The 20462-nt window shown below is 38.1% G+C and carries 20 protein-coding genes; 9 read left to right on the top strand and 11 right to left on the bottom strand.

The annotated features are described in order from the left end of the window. Window positions 1-15 precede the first annotated feature (15 nt). From ABS917_RS13550 to ABS917_RS13540, 3 genes are all read left to right on the top strand, one after another. The gene (locus ABS917_RS13550) at window positions 16-333 is read left to right on the top strand and encodes a thioredoxin family protein (protein ID WP_008408698.1); all 318 of its coding nucleotides are present in this window, start codon (window positions 16-18) and stop codon (window positions 331-333) included. 139 nt (window positions 334-472) lie between these two features. Then, window positions 473-1666 (top strand): MFS transporter, encoded by a 1194-nt coding sequence (locus tag ABS917_RS13545; RefSeq protein ID WP_350479484.1) that lies wholly within the window; start codon window positions 473-475, stop codon window positions 1664-1666. Window positions 1667-1668: 2 nt separating this feature from the next. Further along, window positions 1669-2280 carry an NAD(P)-dependent oxidoreductase gene (locus tag ABS917_RS13540; RefSeq protein ID WP_350479483.1) on the top strand — a complete coding sequence of 204 codons (612 nt, stop codon included), beginning with the start codon at window positions 1669-1671 and terminating at the stop codon, window positions 2278-2280. A gap of 68 nt (window positions 2281-2348) precedes the next feature. Here ABS917_RS13540 and ABS917_RS13535 read toward each other — a convergent pair whose 3' ends face one another. Together ABS917_RS13535 and ABS917_RS13530 are read right to left on the bottom strand one after the other, a co-directional pair. Further along, the gene (locus ABS917_RS13535; protein WP_350479482.1) at window positions 2349-3770 is read right to left on the bottom strand and encodes a hypothetical protein; all 1422 of its coding nucleotides are present in this window, start codon (window positions 3768-3770) and stop codon (window positions 2349-2351) included. After that, the gene (locus ABS917_RS13530; RefSeq protein ID WP_350479481.1) at window positions 3739-4263 is read right to left on the bottom strand and encodes a sigma-70 family RNA polymerase sigma factor; all 525 of its coding nucleotides are present in this window, start codon (window positions 4261-4263) and stop codon (window positions 3739-3741) included. The genes ABS917_RS13535 and ABS917_RS13530 overlap by 32 nt, the downstream gene beginning before the upstream one ends. A 129-nt stretch (window positions 4264-4392) precedes the next feature. Between ABS917_RS13530 and ABS917_RS13525 the strand changes: the two genes are divergently transcribed. From ABS917_RS13525 to ABS917_RS13510, 4 genes are all read left to right on the top strand, one after another. Continuing rightward, complete coding sequence (locus ABS917_RS13525; RefSeq protein ID WP_350479480.1) at window positions 4393-4920, top strand: C39 family peptidase; 528 nt, start codon at window positions 4393-4395, stop codon at window positions 4918-4920. 82 nt (window positions 4921-5002) lie between these two features. Continuing rightward, window positions 5003-6094, top strand: coding sequence for an endospore germination permease (locus tag ABS917_RS13520; RefSeq protein ID WP_350479479.1), 1092 nt, complete (start codon window positions 5003-5005; stop codon window positions 6092-6094). Then, the gene (locus ABS917_RS13515; protein WP_350479478.1) at window positions 6087-7514 is read left to right on the top strand and encodes a spore germination protein; all 1428 of its coding nucleotides are present in this window, start codon (window positions 6087-6089) and stop codon (window positions 7512-7514) included. The genes ABS917_RS13520 and ABS917_RS13515 overlap by 8 nt, the downstream gene beginning before the upstream one ends. Further along, on the top strand, window positions 7511-8644 hold the full coding sequence (locus tag ABS917_RS13510; RefSeq protein ID WP_350479477.1) for a Ger(x)C family spore germination protein: 1134 nt from the start codon (window positions 7511-7513) through the stop codon (window positions 8642-8644). The genes ABS917_RS13515 and ABS917_RS13510 overlap by 4 nt, the downstream gene beginning before the upstream one ends. Before the next feature lie 36 nt (window positions 8645-8680). Here ABS917_RS13510 and ABS917_RS13505 read toward each other — a convergent pair whose 3' ends face one another. The 5 genes from ABS917_RS13505 to ABS917_RS13485 all read right to left on the bottom strand — a co-directional run bounded on the left by ABS917_RS13505 (window position 8681) and on the right by ABS917_RS13485 (window position 15134). After that, a complete protein-coding gene (locus ABS917_RS13505; RefSeq protein WP_350479476.1) occupies window positions 8681-9562 on the bottom strand; it encodes a 5'-3' exonuclease in 882 nt (293 codons plus the stop codon). Window positions 9563-9630: 68 nt separating this feature from the next. Then, window positions 9631-11115, bottom strand: coding sequence for a histidine ammonia-lyase (gene hutH, locus ABS917_RS13500; RefSeq protein WP_350479475.1), 1485 nt, complete (start codon window positions 11113-11115; stop codon window positions 9631-9633). 250 nt (window positions 11116-11365) lie between these two features. Then, window positions 11366-13363: an ABC1 kinase family protein gene (locus ABS917_RS13495; RefSeq protein ID WP_350479474.1), complete on the bottom strand. Its 1998-nt coding sequence runs from the start codon at window positions 13361-13363 to the stop codon at window positions 11366-11368. A gap of 13 nt (window positions 13364-13376) precedes the next feature. Further along, window positions 13377-13814 carry an SACOL1771 family peroxiredoxin gene (locus ABS917_RS13490; RefSeq protein WP_350479473.1) on the bottom strand — a complete coding sequence of 146 codons (438 nt, stop codon included), beginning with the start codon at window positions 13812-13814 and terminating at the stop codon, window positions 13377-13379. Window positions 13815-13919: 105 nt separating this feature from the next. Next, window positions 13920-15134: a carboxylate--amine ligase gene (locus ABS917_RS13485; protein ID WP_350479472.1), complete on the bottom strand. Its 1215-nt coding sequence runs from the start codon at window positions 15132-15134 to the stop codon at window positions 13920-13922. A 176-nt stretch (window positions 15135-15310) separates the two neighbouring features. Here ABS917_RS13485 and ABS917_RS13480 point away from each other — a divergent pair, with 176 nt between their 5' ends. Continuing rightward, complete coding sequence (locus ABS917_RS13480; protein ID WP_350479471.1) at window positions 15311-16237, top strand: DUF4003 family protein; 927 nt, start codon at window positions 15311-15313, stop codon at window positions 16235-16237. Window positions 16238-16290: 53 nt separating this feature from the next. On the opposite strand, the gene sstT is transcribed toward ABS917_RS13480, so the two are convergent. Together sstT and ABS917_RS13470 are read right to left on the bottom strand one after the other, a co-directional pair. Next, entirely contained in the window at window positions 16291-17502 is a 1212-nt protein-coding gene (gene sstT / locus ABS917_RS13475; RefSeq protein ID WP_350479470.1) for a serine/threonine transporter SstT, read from the bottom strand. A gap of 209 nt (window positions 17503-17711) precedes the next feature. Then, window positions 17712-18650, bottom strand: a complete 939-nt coding sequence (locus tag ABS917_RS13470) for a bile acid:sodium symporter family protein (RefSeq protein ID WP_350479469.1) — start codon at window positions 18648-18650, stop codon at window positions 17712-17714. A 171-nt stretch (window positions 18651-18821) separates the two neighbouring features. Between ABS917_RS13470 and ABS917_RS13465 the strand changes: the two genes are divergently transcribed. Beyond that, a complete protein-coding gene (locus tag ABS917_RS13465) occupies window positions 18822-19022 on the top strand; it encodes a hypothetical protein (protein ID WP_350479468.1) in 201 nt (66 codons plus the stop codon). A gap of 43 nt (window positions 19023-19065) precedes the next feature. Here ABS917_RS13465 and ABS917_RS13460 read toward each other — a convergent pair whose 3' ends face one another. Next, complete coding sequence (locus ABS917_RS13460; RefSeq protein WP_350479467.1) at window positions 19066-19224, bottom strand: hypothetical protein; 159 nt, start codon at window positions 19222-19224, stop codon at window positions 19066-19068. A gap of 127 nt (window positions 19225-19351) precedes the next feature. Continuing rightward, on the bottom strand, window positions 19352-20416 hold the full coding sequence (locus ABS917_RS13455; RefSeq protein WP_350479466.1) for a hemolysin family protein: 1065 nt from the start codon (window positions 20414-20416) through the stop codon (window positions 19352-19354). Between the last annotated feature and the right edge of the window lie 46 nt (window positions 20417-20462).

Below are 20462 nucleotides of genomic sequence, written 5' to 3'. Positions count from 1 at the left end.
AGGAGCGTGATTAATATGCAAGAAATTACAACAATTGAACAATTCACAGAACTAACAAGCAAGGAAAAACCAGTAATCGTAAAATTCTTCGCGGGCTGGTGCCCGGACTGCACACGTATGGATATGTTTATCGATCCAATTATTGAAGAGTACAATCAATATGACTGGTATTCAATCAACCGTGATAACTTTCCGGATTTAGCGGAGAAATATCAAGTAATGGGGATTCCATCATTACTAATCTTCAAAAACGGTGAAAAATTAGCACACTTACATAGCGCTAATGCAAAATCACCTGCACAAGTAGAAGAATTCTTAAACGCACAAGCATAATATGTATTTACGAATAAATCCAAAAGTTTACAGCTTTTGGATTTATTTTGCTTATATTAATAAGTTAAAGCGCTAGTCATAATGGGGTTTTTTAATTACAATGGATTACGGGAAATTTTATTGTAAGAAAGGAAAATTTATGACTTCAGATCAACGAAAAAAACTCGCTTTACTTATGCTTAACATGTTTATTGCTGTTGGGAGTTTCGGGATTATCATTCCAATTATCCCTGCCTATTTGAAAGAAATTGGGCAAGGCGGAACAGCTGCAGGTTTAATCATTGCGATTTTTGCATTCGCACAATTTTTAGTATCGCCTATCGGGGGGAAATGGACGGATAAGTATGGTCGTCGCCCGCTCATTAATATCGGACTGCTTACGCTAGCTATTTCGATGTTTATTTTCTACTTTGCTGATTCCATTTGGCTGCTTTACTTATCACGTGCTATCGGCGGAATCGGCTGTGCGTTCCTGATCCCTGCGATTTTTGCATATGTAGCAGATATAACTACAATGGATCAACGTGCAAAAGGTAATAGTTTTATTTCAGCCTCGATGTCACTCGGTATTGTAATCGGACCAGGTATCGGAGGTTTTTTAGCGGATTTCGGACTTAAAACACCGCTTCTTGTTTCGGCAGTAGTCGGACTTCTTGCGTTTATCGTTTCATACTTTACATTGGCGGAGAGCCAGGAAGTGAAAGTCGAAATTCCACAAGACGAAAATTCATCAATGGTAAAGGATATTCTTTTATCTGTTAAAAAGCCATTCTTTATTCCACTGATTATTACACTGATCATGAGTTTCGGTTTAATGTCTTACGAAACCGTTCTTGGACTTTATGTAGATGATAAATTTGGCGCAACACCACAGGAAATTGCCTTCATGGTAACATCAACAGGATTAGTCGGTGTAATTATGCAATTATTTGTAGTTGACCGCCTAGTAAAAACGATCGGGGAAGTAAACGTATTAAAATTATTTTTAGTCGTTACCGCTTCCGGCTTCTTCCTGTCGATTATCGCAGGAAGCTATACGATGTTCTTTGCAATTTCGTTATTAATATTCCTTGCGACATCAATTTTGCGTCCTGTATTAACGACCTTAATTTCAAAAATGGCCGGTAATGAACAAGGATTTGCAATGGGTATGAACAATGCCTATATGAGCATCGGCAATATTATGGGCCCGCTCCTTGCAGGCGCATTATATGACATCGATATCCTATACCCGTTTATCGCAGGTTTAATCATATTAATTTTCACAATCATTCTTACTTTTATGTGGAAAGGTATTAAAATTCAAAAAGCTGCATTAAAAGGAGGCCATTAGTTGTGAAAATTATTGTATTCGGGGCGACTGGCGGCGTCGGGCAGCATTTTGTTGAATTGGTTGTTATGGCTGGTCATACTGTTACCGCATTTGTACGTACACCTGAAAAATTGAAAACTAAAGATGTAAAGATTATTCAAGGCGATGCATTTAACGCTGACCAAGTAGCTGATGCAATTACCGGACATGATGCAGTTATTTCATGTTTAGGGTCAAGTACAGGTGTAAAAAAATCCAATGAACTTGAAATGATGGGTAAAAACATTGCTGACGGTATGGAGAAAGCCGGCGTAAAACGTTTAGTTTACTGTGCTTCAGCTGGAGTAGACGGAGAAATTCCAGGTGTCATGGGCAAATTGATGATGAAAATGCTTGCTAATCCATTAGCCGATCACCGTGCAGCGCTTAACTATTACAAAACAAAAGACATTACGTACACAATCGCACGTCCAATGGGCTTAAAAGATGAACCGTTAAAAGCCGATTATAAAGAAGCAGTCGATACAGTTCCAAAAGGTTCAAGCTCGATTCCAAGAGCTAGCGTGGCACATTTCATGGTAAAAGCTTTGGATGATGCCCAATACGAAAACAAATCAGTTGGTCTATGCAGCTAGATTTAAACAGACGAAAACTACCCCAAAAGCTTGAGGTAGTTTTTGTTTTTTTCATTGTTTATAATTTTCTATTCTGGATAATCATCAAAATTAACAGGTACGGTATATTCGATCCCTTTTTCATCTTTCAATATGCGCGGTGCAGTTCGGGTTAATGTCCAGCTCAAGCCATTATCACCCGTAATGAAATATTGATTGTCCTTCGTTTCTATTTGAATGTTTGTATAGGTTTCTTCGATTAACTCCCCAGAAAGCGAAGTGCCTCGATAATGGATTGTATTATCATTAAAAATATATATGAGCTGGTCATTATATCGATTGGCAATTGACATATCAGTAAAATGTTCCGGTTTCGCTTCAAGCATACCAATCCTACGGTAATCTAGTAAAACGTCTTTCGCAGTGAATTGGTAATAAGTAGAAGTCTGTTTCGAGTCTTCAACATACTCAACTAATAAGTGGGTACCTATTCTTTCTGCATGATAAAATACCTGTGGGTTTGTGAGTTCTGAATGCTCAAATATATCTGCATATATGAGATGCCCTTGTTCAGTTGTAATGGCTTTCGGCGTGCTACCACTCATAAACAGTAAAGGTTCGTCATGAAAATCATCGTCGAATGTCATTACGTTTGTACCTTCAAGCTGCCCTATTACAATTTGGTATTCCCCTTCTTTATTTCGATAAATATACGTTACTTCATTTGTTTTACTATCGATAATATAAAACTGATCATTAGTACCGGTAATTATCACTGTCGGTTGATCACTTGCAACATTTAAGTCTAGGCGTTTTCCTTCCGGTGTTTCAAATACTCGCCAAGTTCCCTCTTCCGTTGGGATTTGATACAATATATGATCATTTACCTGTTTAACTTCTGCTCCATCTAAATTCAATTCCATATTTTCTAAAACCGGAGCATATGGTGCTTCTTTATATTCCAGCAAAAACTCTTTTGGCAATTCGATATTTTCAGTGTAAAGAACCATCGATTGCATAACATCCAATTCGATGATTTCAGATTCTTTATCAATGACAAGCTCATCTAAATAGTCAATATCATTCGCTTGAAGCTTCAGGAAAAGGGTGATTGATTTTTCAGTATCAATTGTTTTAATCACTTCAACAGGATTATCGAATTCAAATATAGAATAACGTTTGTAAGCCTGTTCACTGTTAACCGGAGATATCTTTGCTAATGCTTTTTTATCTTCCTGAATAATCGCTTCGTAAAAATCAGCAACTAACTGTTGATGATTCTCCTCTAAGTATGCAGATTCGATTTCAACAGCCTGTATAGTTTGGTTCGGAGTAAAATACAGCACGGCACCAACCACAAGCATTAACAGAACAACTATGGCCGGCTGCAAAAATGGGAGCGGTTTTTTACGTTGCTTTTTTTGCAGAACTTTTTGTACAAATGCTTCATCCATGAGCGGTTCTCTGCCAATTGTTTCATCAATTGCTTGCTTCACTTGAGAATTCGTCATGCCATTCACCACCTTTTAGTTGTTCTCTTAACTTCTCACGTCCACGCCTAAGCCTGGTTTTCACGGTATTGTCCGAAATCGATAGCAAATGTGCGATATCATCGATTTTCAGTTCCTTATAATAATAGAGAATTATGATTTCACGGTATTTAATCGGTAGCTCAAGAACCATATTTCCCAGTAATTGATTTTCGCTTCGTTCAAGCACATGCTGTTCTGCGGATTTGGTGCCTTTAAAAATTTCCTGAATTTTATTTGTTAAAATGGTATTTTTGTAGCTCCAGCTGCGTAAATAATCATAACTACGATTAATCGTCATTCGATATAAATACGTTCGGTAACTCGCATCGCCTCGAAATTGCCCACGCTGCTCATAAGCTTTTAACAGCACGTCCTGTACTATATCTTCTGCCATTTCTTTATTTTTCACATATGTATAGGAAAGTCGAAGCAATTCTTCGCCATGTGTTCTTATAAACACTTCAAGCTCCATTTTCTTCCCCCCTTTGTTTTAATTGCTAACCGTTAGACGGAGCTGTTTTATTTTTAGTTTCACTTTTAATGATTATTTTTTTGAATTATGGGTATTAAACTACTTTATAACACTTTGGAGGTTTTGAGTATGCGAGTATTATTAAATGTAAATGGCAGGTCACAATATAGTTCGGACATCCGGCCTGAATATCAAAACTCGGCATGCGGCCCAACGACTGCACATGTTATTTTGAATTACTTATGCGAAGATGAAATAATCCGCACGAAAGATGTAAATGAACTTTATAAATTTTTAGGTGGTACAAAAATCGGACTTTTTAAATGGCGGATGATCAGAAACTTGCGTCGACTACTCGGAGATGACTGGTGTATAGAAGAATGTACATTAACTCAGGCGATTGAGCAATTACGCTTAGGTAATCCGGTAGCGATGAAGTTTGATGTGTATTTTACCGGGCAATTTTTGAAAAGTTATACCCCTCTCTATAAATACCACTGGGTACCGTTAATTGGTTATGAAATAAAAGACGATGAACTATACTTAACCATTCATGATAACGGAGGCCGCAATCGTGACAGTCAAATCCGAACATTTAAATATGATGACAACCGAAAAATATTAAGCTTTGTGAAAATCGAGAAGGAACAGCAGTAGCATTTATGCTACTGTTTTCCTTTTTCTGAATAAATGCTTAGTCAATTGGCTATTACTGTAAAAAAAACTGCGAGGATACATTATGAAATCAGTTGGCTCTATTAGTCTTTTACATATTATTTTTTTAACAATGACATTCATCGGGTTAAAAAACCATGTCACGATTATTCCATCCTTACTACAGGGAGCAGGGCGTGATGCTTGGTTTTCTGTTATTTTTTCAATATTTTTGATGATTCCCTGGTTAGTTCTTCCTTTTATCACATTAAAAAAACTTAAAGATGAATCAATTCGTAAGTATTTACTAAACAATTACCCAAAGCTGGGTAAAGTGCTTATTTTTATTATCGCTTTTTACTTGCTTCTCATGGCCGTTATTACAATGCATGAAACACTACAATGGGTTTCAACAACCTTTTTGCTGCAAACGCCTCCATTGCTTTTGTTTTTCTTTTTTACAGTTGTATGCCTTTTACTGGCAACATCTTCGATACTGACAATCACGATGGTAAATGTTGTCGTATTGTTTGTTGTCGTAGTTCTAGGTTTCTTTATTGCTTTTGTTAATATTCAAGTGAAAGATTATGCATTGCTGCAGCCATTTTTCGAGCATGGATTTACACCTATTTTCACATCTATGGTATACCCTGCTTCCGGCTTTATTGAGCTTTATTTGCTCGTATTTATTCACCAGCACTTTAAAACAAAGCTTAAATTTTGGCATTTATTAATCATGCTCTTTTTACTATTTGGATTAACACTAGGTCCCTTATTGGGAGCAATTGCTGAATTTGGACCAACTGAAGCTGCTAAACAGCGCTATCCCGCATTTGAAGAATGGCGAATTGCCTCAATCGGAAGTTTTATAAACCATATCGATTTCTTTTCTATTTACCAGTGGCTTACAGGTGCATTTGTCCGTGTTGGTTTTATATTATTCATAACTATCGAGCTATTAGGGCTCACTGGTCAAAAGAAGAAAGTTTGGGAATATATTTTTCCGCTCTTTGTTTTTTGCTCGCTGCCTCTTTATTTAATCGATGACAGTATATTTAGCAAATGGAAGGGGCAATATTTTCTAATAAGTACTACGTTATTCTTTTTCGTACTTTCATTTATTCTCTTAATATTAGTAAATCGAAAATCAAAGCGAAAGTTGGAATATAATGATTGAATACGCTACCTTAAAAAAGCAATTTGACAATTGTGCTGATATTCGCTTTCAAACATTTGAATTTCCTGCAAGCAACGTGATGCTCATCACCTGTGAAGCGATGACAGATAATCATTTATTCAATGAAGTAGTCGTACCCCGATTAAGAATGGCATGCCAACAAAAGGAACAATTTGATGAGACAGTTTTAATGCAGAAACTGCATCTTCCCCAGCTACTGAGAATTGAAGATTTGCAAGAAGCTGTTACGAATGTATTTAGCGGATTTGTTCTTATTTATATCGAGAATTTAAATATACTGTTATGCAGCAATATTGAAAACAAGCCTAATCGAAGCCCTGAGGAATCAAACTTAGAAGTAACTATTAAAGGTCCACGTGATAACTTCATTGAAGATTTAGGTGTAAATGTTGCTCTTATCCGTAAACGTCTGCCTACGAATTCATTAAGTGTTGAAAAGATAACGTTAGGAACACGTTCAAAAACAAAGTTAGCTATTTTATATTTTAACGACATTGCAGACTTATCTATCTTGAAACAATTAAAAAAACAACTTTCTGAAATCGATACAGATGTTATTTTAAGTGGTGAATTAATAATGGAACGGATGAACAAAATTTCATATTTAATTCCTTTAAATGATTCTACAGGTCGTCCTGATTTTGCGATGCAGTCACTCGTTACCGGACGCTTTATCATATTAGTAGACGGAATTGCATACGCAATTATCACGCCTACCAATATTCTAGCATTATTAAAGTCCGGAGAGGATAATGATTTTCCATCCATATTCAGCTCGTTAGAAAGATTGTTACGTTTATTCTGCATATTAATAGCGCTTTTACTACCGGCTTTTTGGCTTGCGTTAACAACATTCCATCAAGAGCAGCTGCCAATTCAATTACTTGCAACAGTTGTACAAGCCAATACAGGTTCCCCACTGCCTGCAGCTATAGAAATGCTTGGAATGCTTTTTATGTTTGAGTTATTTCGTGAAGCGGGATTACGCTTACCGAGTATTTTAGGTGGAACGATCAGTGTTGTAGGAGGATTAATTATAGGTGATGCAGCCATTCGAGCTGGGATTACAAGTCCCGCAATGATTGTTGTCATAGCCATTTCAACAATTGCTACCTTTACACTTGTCAATCAGTCCTTTGTTACGACGATCAGCATGCTGCGAATTGTATTTATTATTATTACATCGATTTTAGGACTTTTCGGTTTCTTCTTATCGATCTATATTTGCCTTGTTTATATCGCCAATATTCGTGTATTTGGTGTTCCTTATTTAAATATAGCAGTCAATTTGAGCTGGGATAATATAAAAATGTCCCTTTTCCGTCCACCAGCAACTTCGGACACTAAACGACCGGAAGTATTAAATGTTAAAGATAAAACAAAGGAAAAAACAAAATGAAAAAATTGCTTTTATTTCCGTTGTTACTTTTAGTTGCTGGGTGCTGGGATACAAATCAGCCTGAACGTATGTATTATTTACTTGGCCTAGGAATCGATTATAAAGAAGGTCAATATGAAATTTATAGTCAAGTTGTTGCTTTCACTAATATTGCCAAAAGCGAACAGCCGAACCCGGAAGCTACGCAGGCTGAAGTTGGGATTGCCAAAGGAAAGACATTTGATGAAGCGTTTTTTAATTTATATCAAACGATGGATGAGCGCTTCTTTTTAGGGCATTTAAACTATGTTCTCTTTTCGGAAAATATCGCAGAGGAAGGAAAAGTGGAACCTGTTATCAATTCCCTTATCCGATACAGGGAATGGAGGTATACAACTTGGGCTTATATTACAGATTCACCACTTAAGGAAGCTTTGCTCATCACACCCATTATCAATAAATCCATTACCCTTTCAAAGGTGTCCGACCCGCTCAGTTCATTTAATCAGTCATCCCGGGTCCGTCCTATACAATTACGGGAACTTATGATTCATTTGAATGAACCTAGTCATGAAACGAAAATACCATTTATCGAAATTAGCGAAAACTGGTCAAAGGAAGATGGACCGGATCCAGTCTATTCATTTAAAGGCATAAGCATTCTCGGTAAGAACTCCGGTTTAAAAGGGAACTTATTAGGCGACGATTTAAAAGGTGTTCAATGGCTGGAAAATGAAACAGACCGCTCAGATATTACCGTTAAAACGGAAGAATTTGAAGAATTATATACAACGACAACCGTTGACGAAGTACGTTCTAAAATTACACCAATTGTTTCCGAAAGTAATGTGCAATTTGATTTACAAGTTCAATTGGTTGTACAAACAAATGAAATGCTTAATGAAAATAAAATGGATTTATTAGAAAATAAGATTAAGGAGCAAGTAAAAAAAGAAATCGAGCAAACCTATAAAGCTTCATTGAAATTTGATGCCGATATATACCGGTTATCTGAGGTATTGTACCGAAAAGATTTGAAAACATGGAAAAAATATGAGCAAGATGGAAAAATTCCTCTTGACGAGTCTACTATTCGGAATGTGGATGTGGAGCTTGTAAGAGTCAAAGGGGAACGTATCATTTCCCATTAAAAAGAGGTTGCGCAGATTTGCGCAACCTTTTTACATTTATTTATAAATAGAACGTGCATGCTTTGCAATAAGTCGATAGCCTTGCTGTTCAATATGATCAAACAGCTCCGGAGCATAGGGAGATAATGCTAATTGATTCAGTTCAATATCAATCGGTACTTCACAATGGATTGTAGCCAATTGATGCGATAAGCGTAACATCGCTTCGTTCTCACTAATTTTAATACGCTGACCCGGTTTTAATGTTGGCAATGCTTCTAAAACGCCATCGATGGAACCATGATTTTGAATTAGCTGTAACGCAGTTTTTGGTCCGATTCCCTTAACCCCAGGGTAACCATCACTCGTGTCCCCCATAAACGCTTTCACTTCCGCGAATTGTTTTGGTGCAATGCCATATTCCTCTACAAACCGGCTTTCTGTATACACATCGTACTCTGTATAGCCTTTTTTCGTAAATGCGATTTTTGTCGAAGGGTTAAGTAATTGCAGTAAATCTTTATCTCCGCTAATGACAGTAATTTGGGCATCGTCTTTCCATTTTTTAATCATTGAGCCGATTAAATCATCCGCCTCAAGACCTTGTGTACCAAAGTTTTGCCACCCGATCATTTCCGATACTCTTTTAGCCATATCAAATTGCGGCAGCATCTCTTCCGGTGGTGCAGGTCGATTTGCTTTATAGCCATCATATAGGTCATTGCGGAAAGTAACTGCCCCCATATCCCAGCATACCGCCAAATGTGTCGGCTGCATCAGATTTTGTGCTGTCAATACATGACGGGCAAAGCCTTGAACACCGTTTGATGGTGTCCCGTCATCTAAACGTATAAATTGATTCATTGCGGCTGATGCAAAAAATGAACGAAACAATAGCGCCATTCCATCAACTATTAATAAATGTGGTTTTGTTGTCATAATAAATCTCCTCTTTCTACTAAACACTTATTATAACAAAAGCACCGGTAGAATGTAGCTGTAAATACTTACCCGTTCGGTTTCAAGTAGTCGATAATACGATTCACGTCTTTGCTGAAAATACGATCCTCCTTCATCGCAGGTGCTAAGTTGCGAATGTCTTTCCACTTCTCATAAAGTTTGGGCGACATGTTCTCTACACCCCTGTATTCCACTGCCTGTGCAGCACAAAATGCCTCGATCGCCAGTACATTTCTTACATTTGCAATAATCATTCGCGCATGGCGGGATCCTGTCGTACCCATCGATACATGGTCTTCCTGGTTCGCAGAAGATGGAATGGAGTCAACCGAAGCAGGATGTGCCAATGTTTTATTTTCCGATACTAAACTTGCTGCGCTATACTGCAATATCATCGCGCCTGATTCAAGTCCTGGATTTGCACTTAAAAACGCAGGCAGTCCTTCATTTAACTGCGGGTTTACTAATCGTTCAATCCGGCGCTCTGATACATTTGCCAACTCCGCCATACCGATTTTCAGAAAGTCCATCGCAAACGCAATCGGCTGCCCATGGAAGTTTCCTCCTGAAATAACTAAACCGCCGTCATCAAAAATGAGCGGGTTATCTGTTGCCGCATTCATTTCGATTTCGAGCTTTTCTTTGACATAATTCAATACTTGCCAGCTTGCCCCGTGGATTTGCGGGATGCAGCGAAGCGAATACGGATCCTGCACACGCTTTTCCCCTTGATGTGTAATGAGCTTGCTGTCCTTTAACCAATCACGCATACGCTCTGCGACAGCCATTTGTTCTTGCATGCCGCGCGCTTCATGGACAGCTGGATGAAAGGCATCGATAATCCCGTATAAACTTTCCATCGTCATCGCTGCAATCCATTCACTCGCATAAGCCAGTTTCTCCGCTTCCAAATAATTGACTACGCCCTGTGCAGTCATCGCCTGGGTTCCATTGATTAAAGCAAGACCTTCTTTCGCCTGCAGCTCGATTTTCGGCAGCCCCCGACGTTCGAATACTTCATGTGACGGGCGCATGACACCATTCACAAATACATCGCCTTCTCCAATAACCGCCAATACTAAATGAGAAAGTGGCGCTAAATCTCCGGATGCCCCGAGTGAACCTTGCTGTGGAATAACTGGAATGACCTCTTCATTAATCATCCATAACAAGCGTTCCAGCACTTCCAGTCGAATACCCGATAGCCCTTTTAATAATGCATTTAATCTAAGCACCATCATCGCTTTTGCAACGTGTTCCGAAAAAGGCTCCCCCAAACCGCATGCATGGGAACGAATTAAATTAACTTGAAGTTTGCTTACTTCGTGCTCTGCAATTTTCACATCGCTGAATTTTCCAAACCCTGTGTTAATCCCGTATACGGTTTTATCCTGCTGAACGATTCTCTCCACTGCGTCACGACTTTTAACAACACGTACCTTCGCTTCTTCCGCTATCTCAATTTTTTCCCCATTATATAAAATGCTTCGCAATTGTTCGATCGATAATTTTTGTCCGTTTAACTGAATCATTTACCGCACCCCTTTTAAATATTCTTATCTCTCAAATTTATTATTGTTTAAATAGCAGTCAATTGCCACTAATATTTCATCCTTAAAATCATAGTTAAGTTGAAAATACCTGTTTTAAAGGCTTTGTGCGTTTTATTTCTAAAAAATTGTTCACCTGCTAATACATTAACCTTCTAGTGATTTAGTATTTTATTATAGTAAAGTGATAAAGCGAAGAGAAATAAAAAATAGAGATCCCGTAATAGGACCTCTACTTTGTACGCTTCATATCTCGGATTGCTTGAATCGATAATCGCACGAGCAAAATCGCACATAAAAATAAACCTAAATAAGCAGCCGTATTTAAATAAATTGCATAAGCATTATGAATAAATTGCGAGATTGCTAGCAATGCAACCGATATAATTCCAAATGTAATTCCGACCATCAGCAGAACAAACCGTGAAAACAGCTGTGTTATAAACATGGAGTTCGCTTTATCAGAAAAAATATCGTGATGCAAAATGATTTTCCCGCTCTCCACTTTTCTGAACAACTGATCTAGGCGGCGCGGTATTTTCCGTAAATTCGGCAACATCAGTGCCAGTTCTTCTTCGATTAAGTCTTTCGTCTCTACCGGATGTTTGAACGGTTTCAAGAAGCTAGATTTCAAATAATCATTGGAAAAGTCTTTTACTTCACTGAAAATCCTAAATCCTGGGCAAATAATGGACAATGTACCGTCCAATGTTACAATGGCACGTAATGCAACGTTGACGGATGGATAGAAATGAAGTCCAAACTCACGCACAACAGAGAATATGGAGTACATTAGCTCATCTGTCGGGATAGTCGACACATAGTTGATTTTCAGCAGAATCTGGCTAATCGCCTGCTCCATTTCGTGCCGATTGATCTGCTCGGCATTTTCTACAAGCTGAGCAATCCCATCAACAACAAGCGCTGCATCGTTTTGGTGAATTCCGACAAGGAAATACTTTAACCCTTCCTGCTGCAACTCAGCTAAACGGCCGACAGCCCCATAATCGAGGATTGCGACACGTCCGGTGGTTTCCTCAATATAAATATTCCCCGGATGTGGATCGGCATGGAAAATCCCCGAAACAAGTGTTTGCTCTAAAAACGAATACAATAATGTTTGCGCAAACTGATGACGGTCAATGCCCAAATCTGTAAATAGTTCATTTGCTACAGTAACGGACTTTCCTTTTACATATTCCATCACCACAACATTGGAATTACTGCACTCCCGATATACTTTCGGCACTTTTACATCGATGCTGCCACGTTCTACAATTTTGGCAACCTGCTCCATATTGCGGGCCTCGATATTAAAATCGATTTCTTCCTTCAACGCCATGCTGAAGCCTTTCGCCAAATCGTAAAAGCCCAAGTTTTCGGCCCACTGCGATTTGCTGGTAATCCATCTGGCAAACTCCATTAAAATTGATAAATCATCCTGCATTATATTTTTCACGTCAGGTCGTAAAAACTTCACAACGACAGGTTCGTCTGTTTCCTTTAGCACCGCTTTATGTACTTGGCCGATCGAAGCGGCTGCTAACGGCGTTTTACTTATATAGGAAAAGATTTGATTCGTGCCTGCATTAAAGTTTTCGGCAATTATTTGGTCAACTTGCTGTTCGGAAAGGGGTTTTACATGTTGCTGAAGCTTTTCCAGTTCATCAATGAAAATCGGAGACAAGAGCTCTTTACGTGTTGACAGTACTTGTCCAAATTTTATAAATACCCCGCCGCACTGCTCAAGTGTATCCCGTAATGCTTTTGCCAGTTCACGTTCATCTTCGCGGGCACGGGCATATTTCATCGTTCGTGTGACTCCGTTTGTTACAGCAATTCCCACTACTTCACGTAAACGTTTTTGACGCTTCCAATACGTAATAAGTGTTTTAAAATAAGAACGCCTGCCGACAGGTGTGCCGTTTTCATTCAATTCTATCGAATCAAACAGCTCAAAAAACAGATAAAGTAGCATCGAAATCAGAAGCATACTACCGAGCCAGATTATTGTTGTAATGTTGACGACATTTGAAACAATTCCTTGGTCATAATAGTCCGACCCGCGCAAATATGAATACCAAAAAACAAAGGTCGTTAAGGAAACACTAATTAACACGGATAATATTCTTTTCATCAGACTTATTTGTGAGCCGATTAAACGGCCGCTAATAAAGAATATAAGCACGGATGCAATGAGCAGTTGAATTATCGTTGAAATGAAATCCATTCAAATCGCCCCTTTAAGTCAAAGTTAAATGTGTATGCACTTCTACATTCCCTTTTAACGCTTTACTAATCATACAAGTTTCCTCTGCCTTATATGCATAGCGCTCCGCTATACGACGGGCACGTTCATCTTCTTTGTTCTGCAGGTCAATGTCGACATAATGGTGGATCGCTTTGTATGTAAAAACACCGTTTGTTACATCAACAAGCCCTTCTGACTTCAAATTAAGCTTTGCATCAATTTGACTTCGTTCAAGCATTGCCGCCAGTGTAATTAAATAACAGGTTGCCGCGGCACCGAGCAGCATTTCATCCGGATTTGTTCCAATACCAGGTCCATCCATTTCAGGCGGAATCGAAATTTGTGTCTGCAATCGTTCGGTTTTCAAGTCCCCAACCGCATTTCGTCCCCCTGGCCAGTCAATCGTTAACGTAAAAGTATGTACCGTCATAAATATCACTCTTTTCAATTTTCTTTAACTATAACATTTTGGTATAAGATTTTCAGATAATGAAAACAGCCGACTAACAGAAAACTCCTGTTAATCGGCTGATGTTTACCATACGTTTTGTTTATATTTTTTATAGTAGTTGACCTGACGGATAAACATGTAGATTTTGCGTTTGAAATGCTTGTCCTGTTTATAGAACAAAGGATTTACAAGTTTCTTTTCATTGATCAGACGTCGAATATCCTTTTTCACCGTTTCATCGTATACGAATTTTTTCAATACGATTTTCGGCACGACTGAAAACAGGACATCTCCTTTTAAATAAGCACATGGTTTTGGAATATCATAAATCAGATCTTCCACAAAGTTGCGCGCCAAATTATGACCCATAGCGTTAATATAGTAACTTGAACGGCCTTGACGAATATTTACTTCAAACACTTTAAATTTCCCGTCACGTTCATCGTATTTCAAATCAAAGTTACCGTAGCCGCGATAGCCGACCGCTTCCAAAAAGCCGCGCAGTTTTGTCATCACTTCTTCGTTATAACGGGAAATAAGCGCTGTGTAGTTGCCGATTGCCGTTTTCGTATGTTCCTGGAGAACTACTTGTGCAAACGATACAAGCTGTGTTTCCCCTTTTGAATTTACATAGACAACTGAATCCCACATTGCTGTATCATCACCGGGAATATAATCCTGAATGATGATCTCTTCCTGGTAGCCGCTATTTTTAATCATATCGATTACTTTTTGAACTTCTTCTTTGTTTTCCACTTTGAAAACTTTTGCCTGGCCTTCAAATGGATGTCGGCTGTATTCAATCCCGTTACTCGGTTTAATAATAACCGGATACATCATCTCGGTTTCAAATGCACCATCTGTTTTGCAATCATAAAAGACAGTCGTCGGAATATCGATTCCATGTTGTTCGCACAGCTTATAGAAATTGGATTTAATCTGCAAGTCATTCATTAAATTCTCATCGATATAGTTGAATACGAAATAATCTCTTAAGATCGCGCGGTTTTCAATAATTAAACGGACGTATAAATCGTTTGTGCCGATTAAAATCAGCTTTTCCGCTTCTTTTTCATATTTCTTCGCTACGCTAATCAATATTTTGGCAAACTGATCCGGCTCACCTAGTTTTTTGTCATACTCAATCGCACGTGGAATATTGCTTAAGTTCGTAAAAGGCAAAACACCTTTTCCAACTAGAATCGGATGGATTTTATATTCTTCATGGAAAGAAATCGCCATGTTATATGCATTAATATCTGTACCGACAATAATCGGTAAAAATGGTTGTCGAGTCATTACTATACTACCTCTCAATCTGTTCAACGGACTTCTTATTTGATTTATCACTTATTTATCATACAATACTCTATCGATTTATGCTGTATTTTGTAAACGGTTTTTATTATTTCCCGAATATTTTAATGAAACTTCTACTCGTTTAAAACGTACGTATTAAGTAAGAGGTGATCGGGATGAATGCTCATTTACAATTATTTTTTACAAACATTGATAAAATCGTTTTATATTTTGGAGCAGATGCAAAATATTTTTATATTGACCTTGCATTGAAGCTGACTGTCCGCAATATTGTATTCAACTATGAAGATTATGAAAAAGTCCGTCAGCAGATCAAAAATAATACAAAATGGTATAACTTTGCTCGAGTTAATACTCAAATTATTAATACATACTTTGTTCATTATGCAAAGGAACCTGGTAAAATCGGTGAGGCTTTAAATCTACACAAATTACTGACAAAGCAGTTTACCCGTCATGATGACAGCTATATTACGGCTGCCTATTTAAAATCGGAAAATCATATTGAGCGAATCAATCTGTTAATGAAAGATTTAATGAACAAACAAAGCGTAAAATATGCGCCATTAAAACTTTCCACTAGTGCGATGCTTGCCGGACGGGCGGAAGACACAAAAGTACTGGCAAATAGTGTGGAAAAGTATTATCAGGCACTTGTTTCAGTCGGCTATGAACGAACAAAGGCCACGACAAATACAGCAGTCATTTTAACTATCGGAACAGGGGACTTTCATAGCGAAACCTTTGCCCGGTTGAAAGAGCTGACAACTTACATTAGAAAGACAGAAAAAAAGCTTAAGCCGCACCATTACAATACAATTGCCCTGCTCTCGCTCGCCAAATTTGAAGTTCACCAGTTCCCGGCACTCCATGATATGCATGAAGAAATTTGCCGCTTTTTAAAGTTAGATCGTAGGCAATTTAACTCGCTGCTTGTAGCCACTCAAATTTACACATCTACTGAAGCAATCGGTGATTTACCCTCATATGATGTAGATTTCTCAACGATTATTTTCTCTGCTGCTGAGCATTCAAATACGGGAAGTTACGATAGCGACATTACTGCTGGCGGTGCTGATTGAACGATAAAAAAACTGTGCTGAACCGGAATCGATTCCGTTCAGCACAGTTTTTATTAGTTTTGTTTACGTTCTTTCGCATATTCAGCTGCTGCTGTAAATACGATATCTGTCGAAGAATTCAATGCTGTTTCACAAGAATCCTGGATAACACCGATGATGAAACCAATTGCCACGACTTGCATGGCAATATCATCTGAAATCCCGAATAAGCTACACGCTAACGGAATCAATAACAGCGAACCGCCTGCAACACCTGATGCACCAGCAGCAGACAGTGCAGCCAGTACCATTAAGATAACCGCAGTCATAAAATCCACTTCGATGCCTAATGTATGAGCAGTTGCCATCGTCAATACAGAAATTGTAATCGCAGCCCCGCCCATATTGATTGTTGCACCTAAAGGTATCGATACAGCATATGTATCTTTATCTAATTTCAGCTTTTCTGCCAAGGCCATATTGACTGGAATATTGGCTGCTGAACTACGTGTGAAAAAGGCAGTAATTCCACTCTCTTTAATAGATGTAAAAATAAGCGGATACGGATTTCTTCTTGCTACCGCATATACAATCAGCGGATTCACAACGAGTGCCACGAAGAACATTGTCCCTACTAAAATCAGAATTAGACGAGCATATTCCCCTAATGCTGAAAGGCCTGTCGTAGAAATCGCTTCAAATACTATTCCTAAAATACCGAATGGTGCTAAGCTAATGATCCATTGCACAATTTTCGTAATCGCATCAGAAAAATTCGCTATAACCCCTTTTGTTGAATCGTTCGCTGCTTTTAAAGCAATCCCTAAAACAACTGCCCAGGCTAAAATGCCAAGATAATTTGCTTCCATAATGGCACTTACCGGATTTGTCACAATATTGAATAATAATGTTTCAAACACTTCTAGTATCCCACTAGGCGGTGTTACATCCTGTGCTTCTGTTTTTAATGTTAATACTGTCGGGAAAATAAAGCTTGCAATGACTGCCACAAATCCCGCTGCTAATGTCGCTACCCCGTATAAAGCAAGAATCATCTTCATATTTGTTGCTTTGCCGCCAACATGTGAAGCAATCGCATTAATAACAAGCACGAACACTAAAACCGGTGCAACTGCTTTTAAAGCTGAAACGAATAGAGTCCCTAGAATGGTAATTCCACTTACTGCATCAGGAATCGTTAGCGCTAAAATAACGCCAATAATTATACCAACAATAATACGGTTTACTAAGTTAATGCTGTTCCATTTTTCGAACAATCTTTTCATAATTTCCCCCGCTATTCTAAGATGTTACATTGCTTCTGGATGTTTGAGACGAGTAAGTGAATGGATCATTGCACTACAATATTTCTCCGGCTGAAGCTACATTTTTATATAACTCTTCAAAATTTAATAATTTACTATAGACCAATAATACAATGTGCGACTAAATAACACAACTGTATTTTTCCACAGTACACTTTTAGTGAGCGTCTTTACTCTATTTCCGAATTTTTTCGGATTATTTTATAAAATATTGAAGCTAATACTTGCTGGAATAACATCCCGAAAACGACCGGCATCGCTACTTTTGACGGAAAATATGTGGTAGCGATAACGACTCCTACAGCAATATTCCGCATTCCCCCATTAAAGACAAATGTCGCCTGATCGGCCTCTGATTTCCAAAATAGACGGCCTAGTAAAAGCGAAAATACATAACCGGAAACTGCTAAAAACAGAACAACAGCAATCACTTTCGCGAGCTCTAAGTCTATCGTTTTTACATAGGGTGCAATCGCACTACTATTAATCATAATAATTGCGAACAAACAGATTTTCGAAATTAAAGACATTGGTTTTCCATATTGTTCGAACAACTTTCCTTTCGTCCATTCATTGACAAGGATACCCAATATCGAAGGTAGAACAATCATCCACATGAGATCAAAAATAAGGGCTGACGTATTTAGAGATATAGACTCCCCGACAACTAAATGCAAAATTAACGGCATAAGTATCGGAGCAAGCAATGTGTCAATCAATATGAGGGCGAGTGATAAAGGCAGGTTTCCTTTACTGATCGTCACCCAAATGACGCTCGTGACCCCTGTTGGCACGGCAACGGAGATGAGAAAACCGACTGTTAATAGGCGGTCATCGAATATTAGCTCTGCCAAAAAGAACGCCCATAAAGGCATAAGTATATGTAGAAAAGCGATCATAAATAAAATTGTTTTAGGGTATTGTTTAAACACTTTTATATCGCGAAAATTCAGATTCAAACTGCTGATGAAAGTCATTACCGCAAATAATAAAGGGACTAGAAAAAGGAAATGTGTCCCGATTTTTTCGAGCAGAACACCGATGACTAAACTGAGCGGTGTTAATACTGGCATCCACCTTTGAATAAATTGATTGAGTGATTGAACCATGTACTGCGCCTCTTTTCTTGAATTAATATTCCTTAACGAAATTGTATCATAAGCGGAATCCGACCGGACGAGAATGGAAGTTGGCCTTATAGTAGGTAATGGAACCATTTAAATAGATAAGTCAGCTAATATTATGTTATTTTTATGATATGTATTTAAGGAGGTTTTACAGTGTCATTATCTAAAAAAGGCTATCTTGTCTTATTTGTCGGGATGCTTTTATTAATCAGTTCCATCTTTTTCACAACTAATTGGAGTATCACATCATGGCTAGTATTATTTATCGTCAGTCTTCTATTCTGTACAGTCGGAATCATTATGTTAATTATACATTTAGTTAAACAAATAAAGCTGGAAAAGCAGAATAAGTAAACCAAATGAAAAAATGAGCAACCTTATTATTGGTTGCTCATTTTTATTTTTCTTCCTTTACGGACAGGATATTAACGCCTTCTTCATATTGAATGCGTACTGTTTTTCTGGCACGTACTGACGATCTTGCTTTCACTTGAACTTGTTTTTTTTCGCCATTATGCTCAATTTCCACTAAAAAGCATTTTGCTCCACATTGCATTTTTTTCAGCTCCCTATTACTTCAATTATAACGACAAATGTCCTTATAATCTATTTACTCAACTTTCGGTAATACTGCAAAAAAGCCGTAAATAATGGACGATACGACCATCATTTACGACCTTTTCTTATAATGACGGAACAATTTCCCCATCATCTTCATCTTCAATTTCTCCCACGATTTCGGACAGGATATCTTCCATCGTAACAAGACCGATTGTGACACCTTTTTCATCGGTTACAATCGCCATATGGTTACGGGATTGCTGCATTTTTAAGAACACATCTTTTATCGCTACCGTTTCCTTATAGCGAGGAATCTCACGAATATACGTACTGAAATGATTCGTACGGCCTGCAGCAATATCTGTCAGCATTTCCTTTGAGTTAATGAAACCGATGAAGGCTGCTGTATTTTTAGTACGATCAATGACCGGATAACGTGTAAATTCGTATTCATCAATAACAGCAAGGATTTGATGTAATGTATATGTTTTTTCGATTGTAATCATTTCACTGCGCGGAATCATTACTTCCCGTAACTTTCGCGTATCAAAAGCGAAAATATTTTCTAAATAGGCAAGCTCCGTCTGGTTGATTTCTCCACCTTCATAACTTTGCGTCACAATAAGTTTAAGCTCTTCTTCCGAGTAAACGGTATCGTGACCAGCCGGTTTGACACCAAAGATTTTTAGCAGCCCGCGAGCAGAACCATTTAATACGGAGATAATCGGTCCTGTAATTTTCCCGAACCAATAAAGTGGCGGTGCTAATAATAGTGTCATTTTTTCAGCATATTGGATGGCTAATGTTTTTGGCATCAACTCGCCAAGTACTACGTGTAAAAAAGTAACAATCGATAACGCAATTACATAAGAAAGGGCTGTTGCAACCGCCGCCGGAATGCTGAAATAGTCAAAAACAGGCTCAAGCATTTTTTCTACGGTCGGTTCACCGAGTGCACCAAGAATTAACGCTGTAATCGTAATCCCTAGCTGACAGGCCGACAAATAATAATCCAAATCCTGTGTTACCTTTTTTGCAGTAACTGCTTTTTTATTGCCCTCTGCGATAAGCTGATCGATTCGTGACATACGCACTTTTAAAATAGAGAATTCTGCCCCAACGAAAAAGGCTGTTAACAAAATAAAAACCGCGATTAAAATTAAATTTATAATTATAATACTGTCCAATTAATTCCCCCGAAATATGAGGGATTCACCTCCAAGACATATAAAG

This window comes from Solibacillus sp. (assembly GCF_040273735.1).
In the GTDB taxonomy this organism is placed as follows: Bacteria; Bacillota; Bacilli; order Bacillales_A; family Planococcaceae; genus Solibacillus.
The sequence above is the reverse complement of the archived record's forward strand: the minus strand, read 5'-3'. Positions and strand labels throughout refer to the sequence as shown.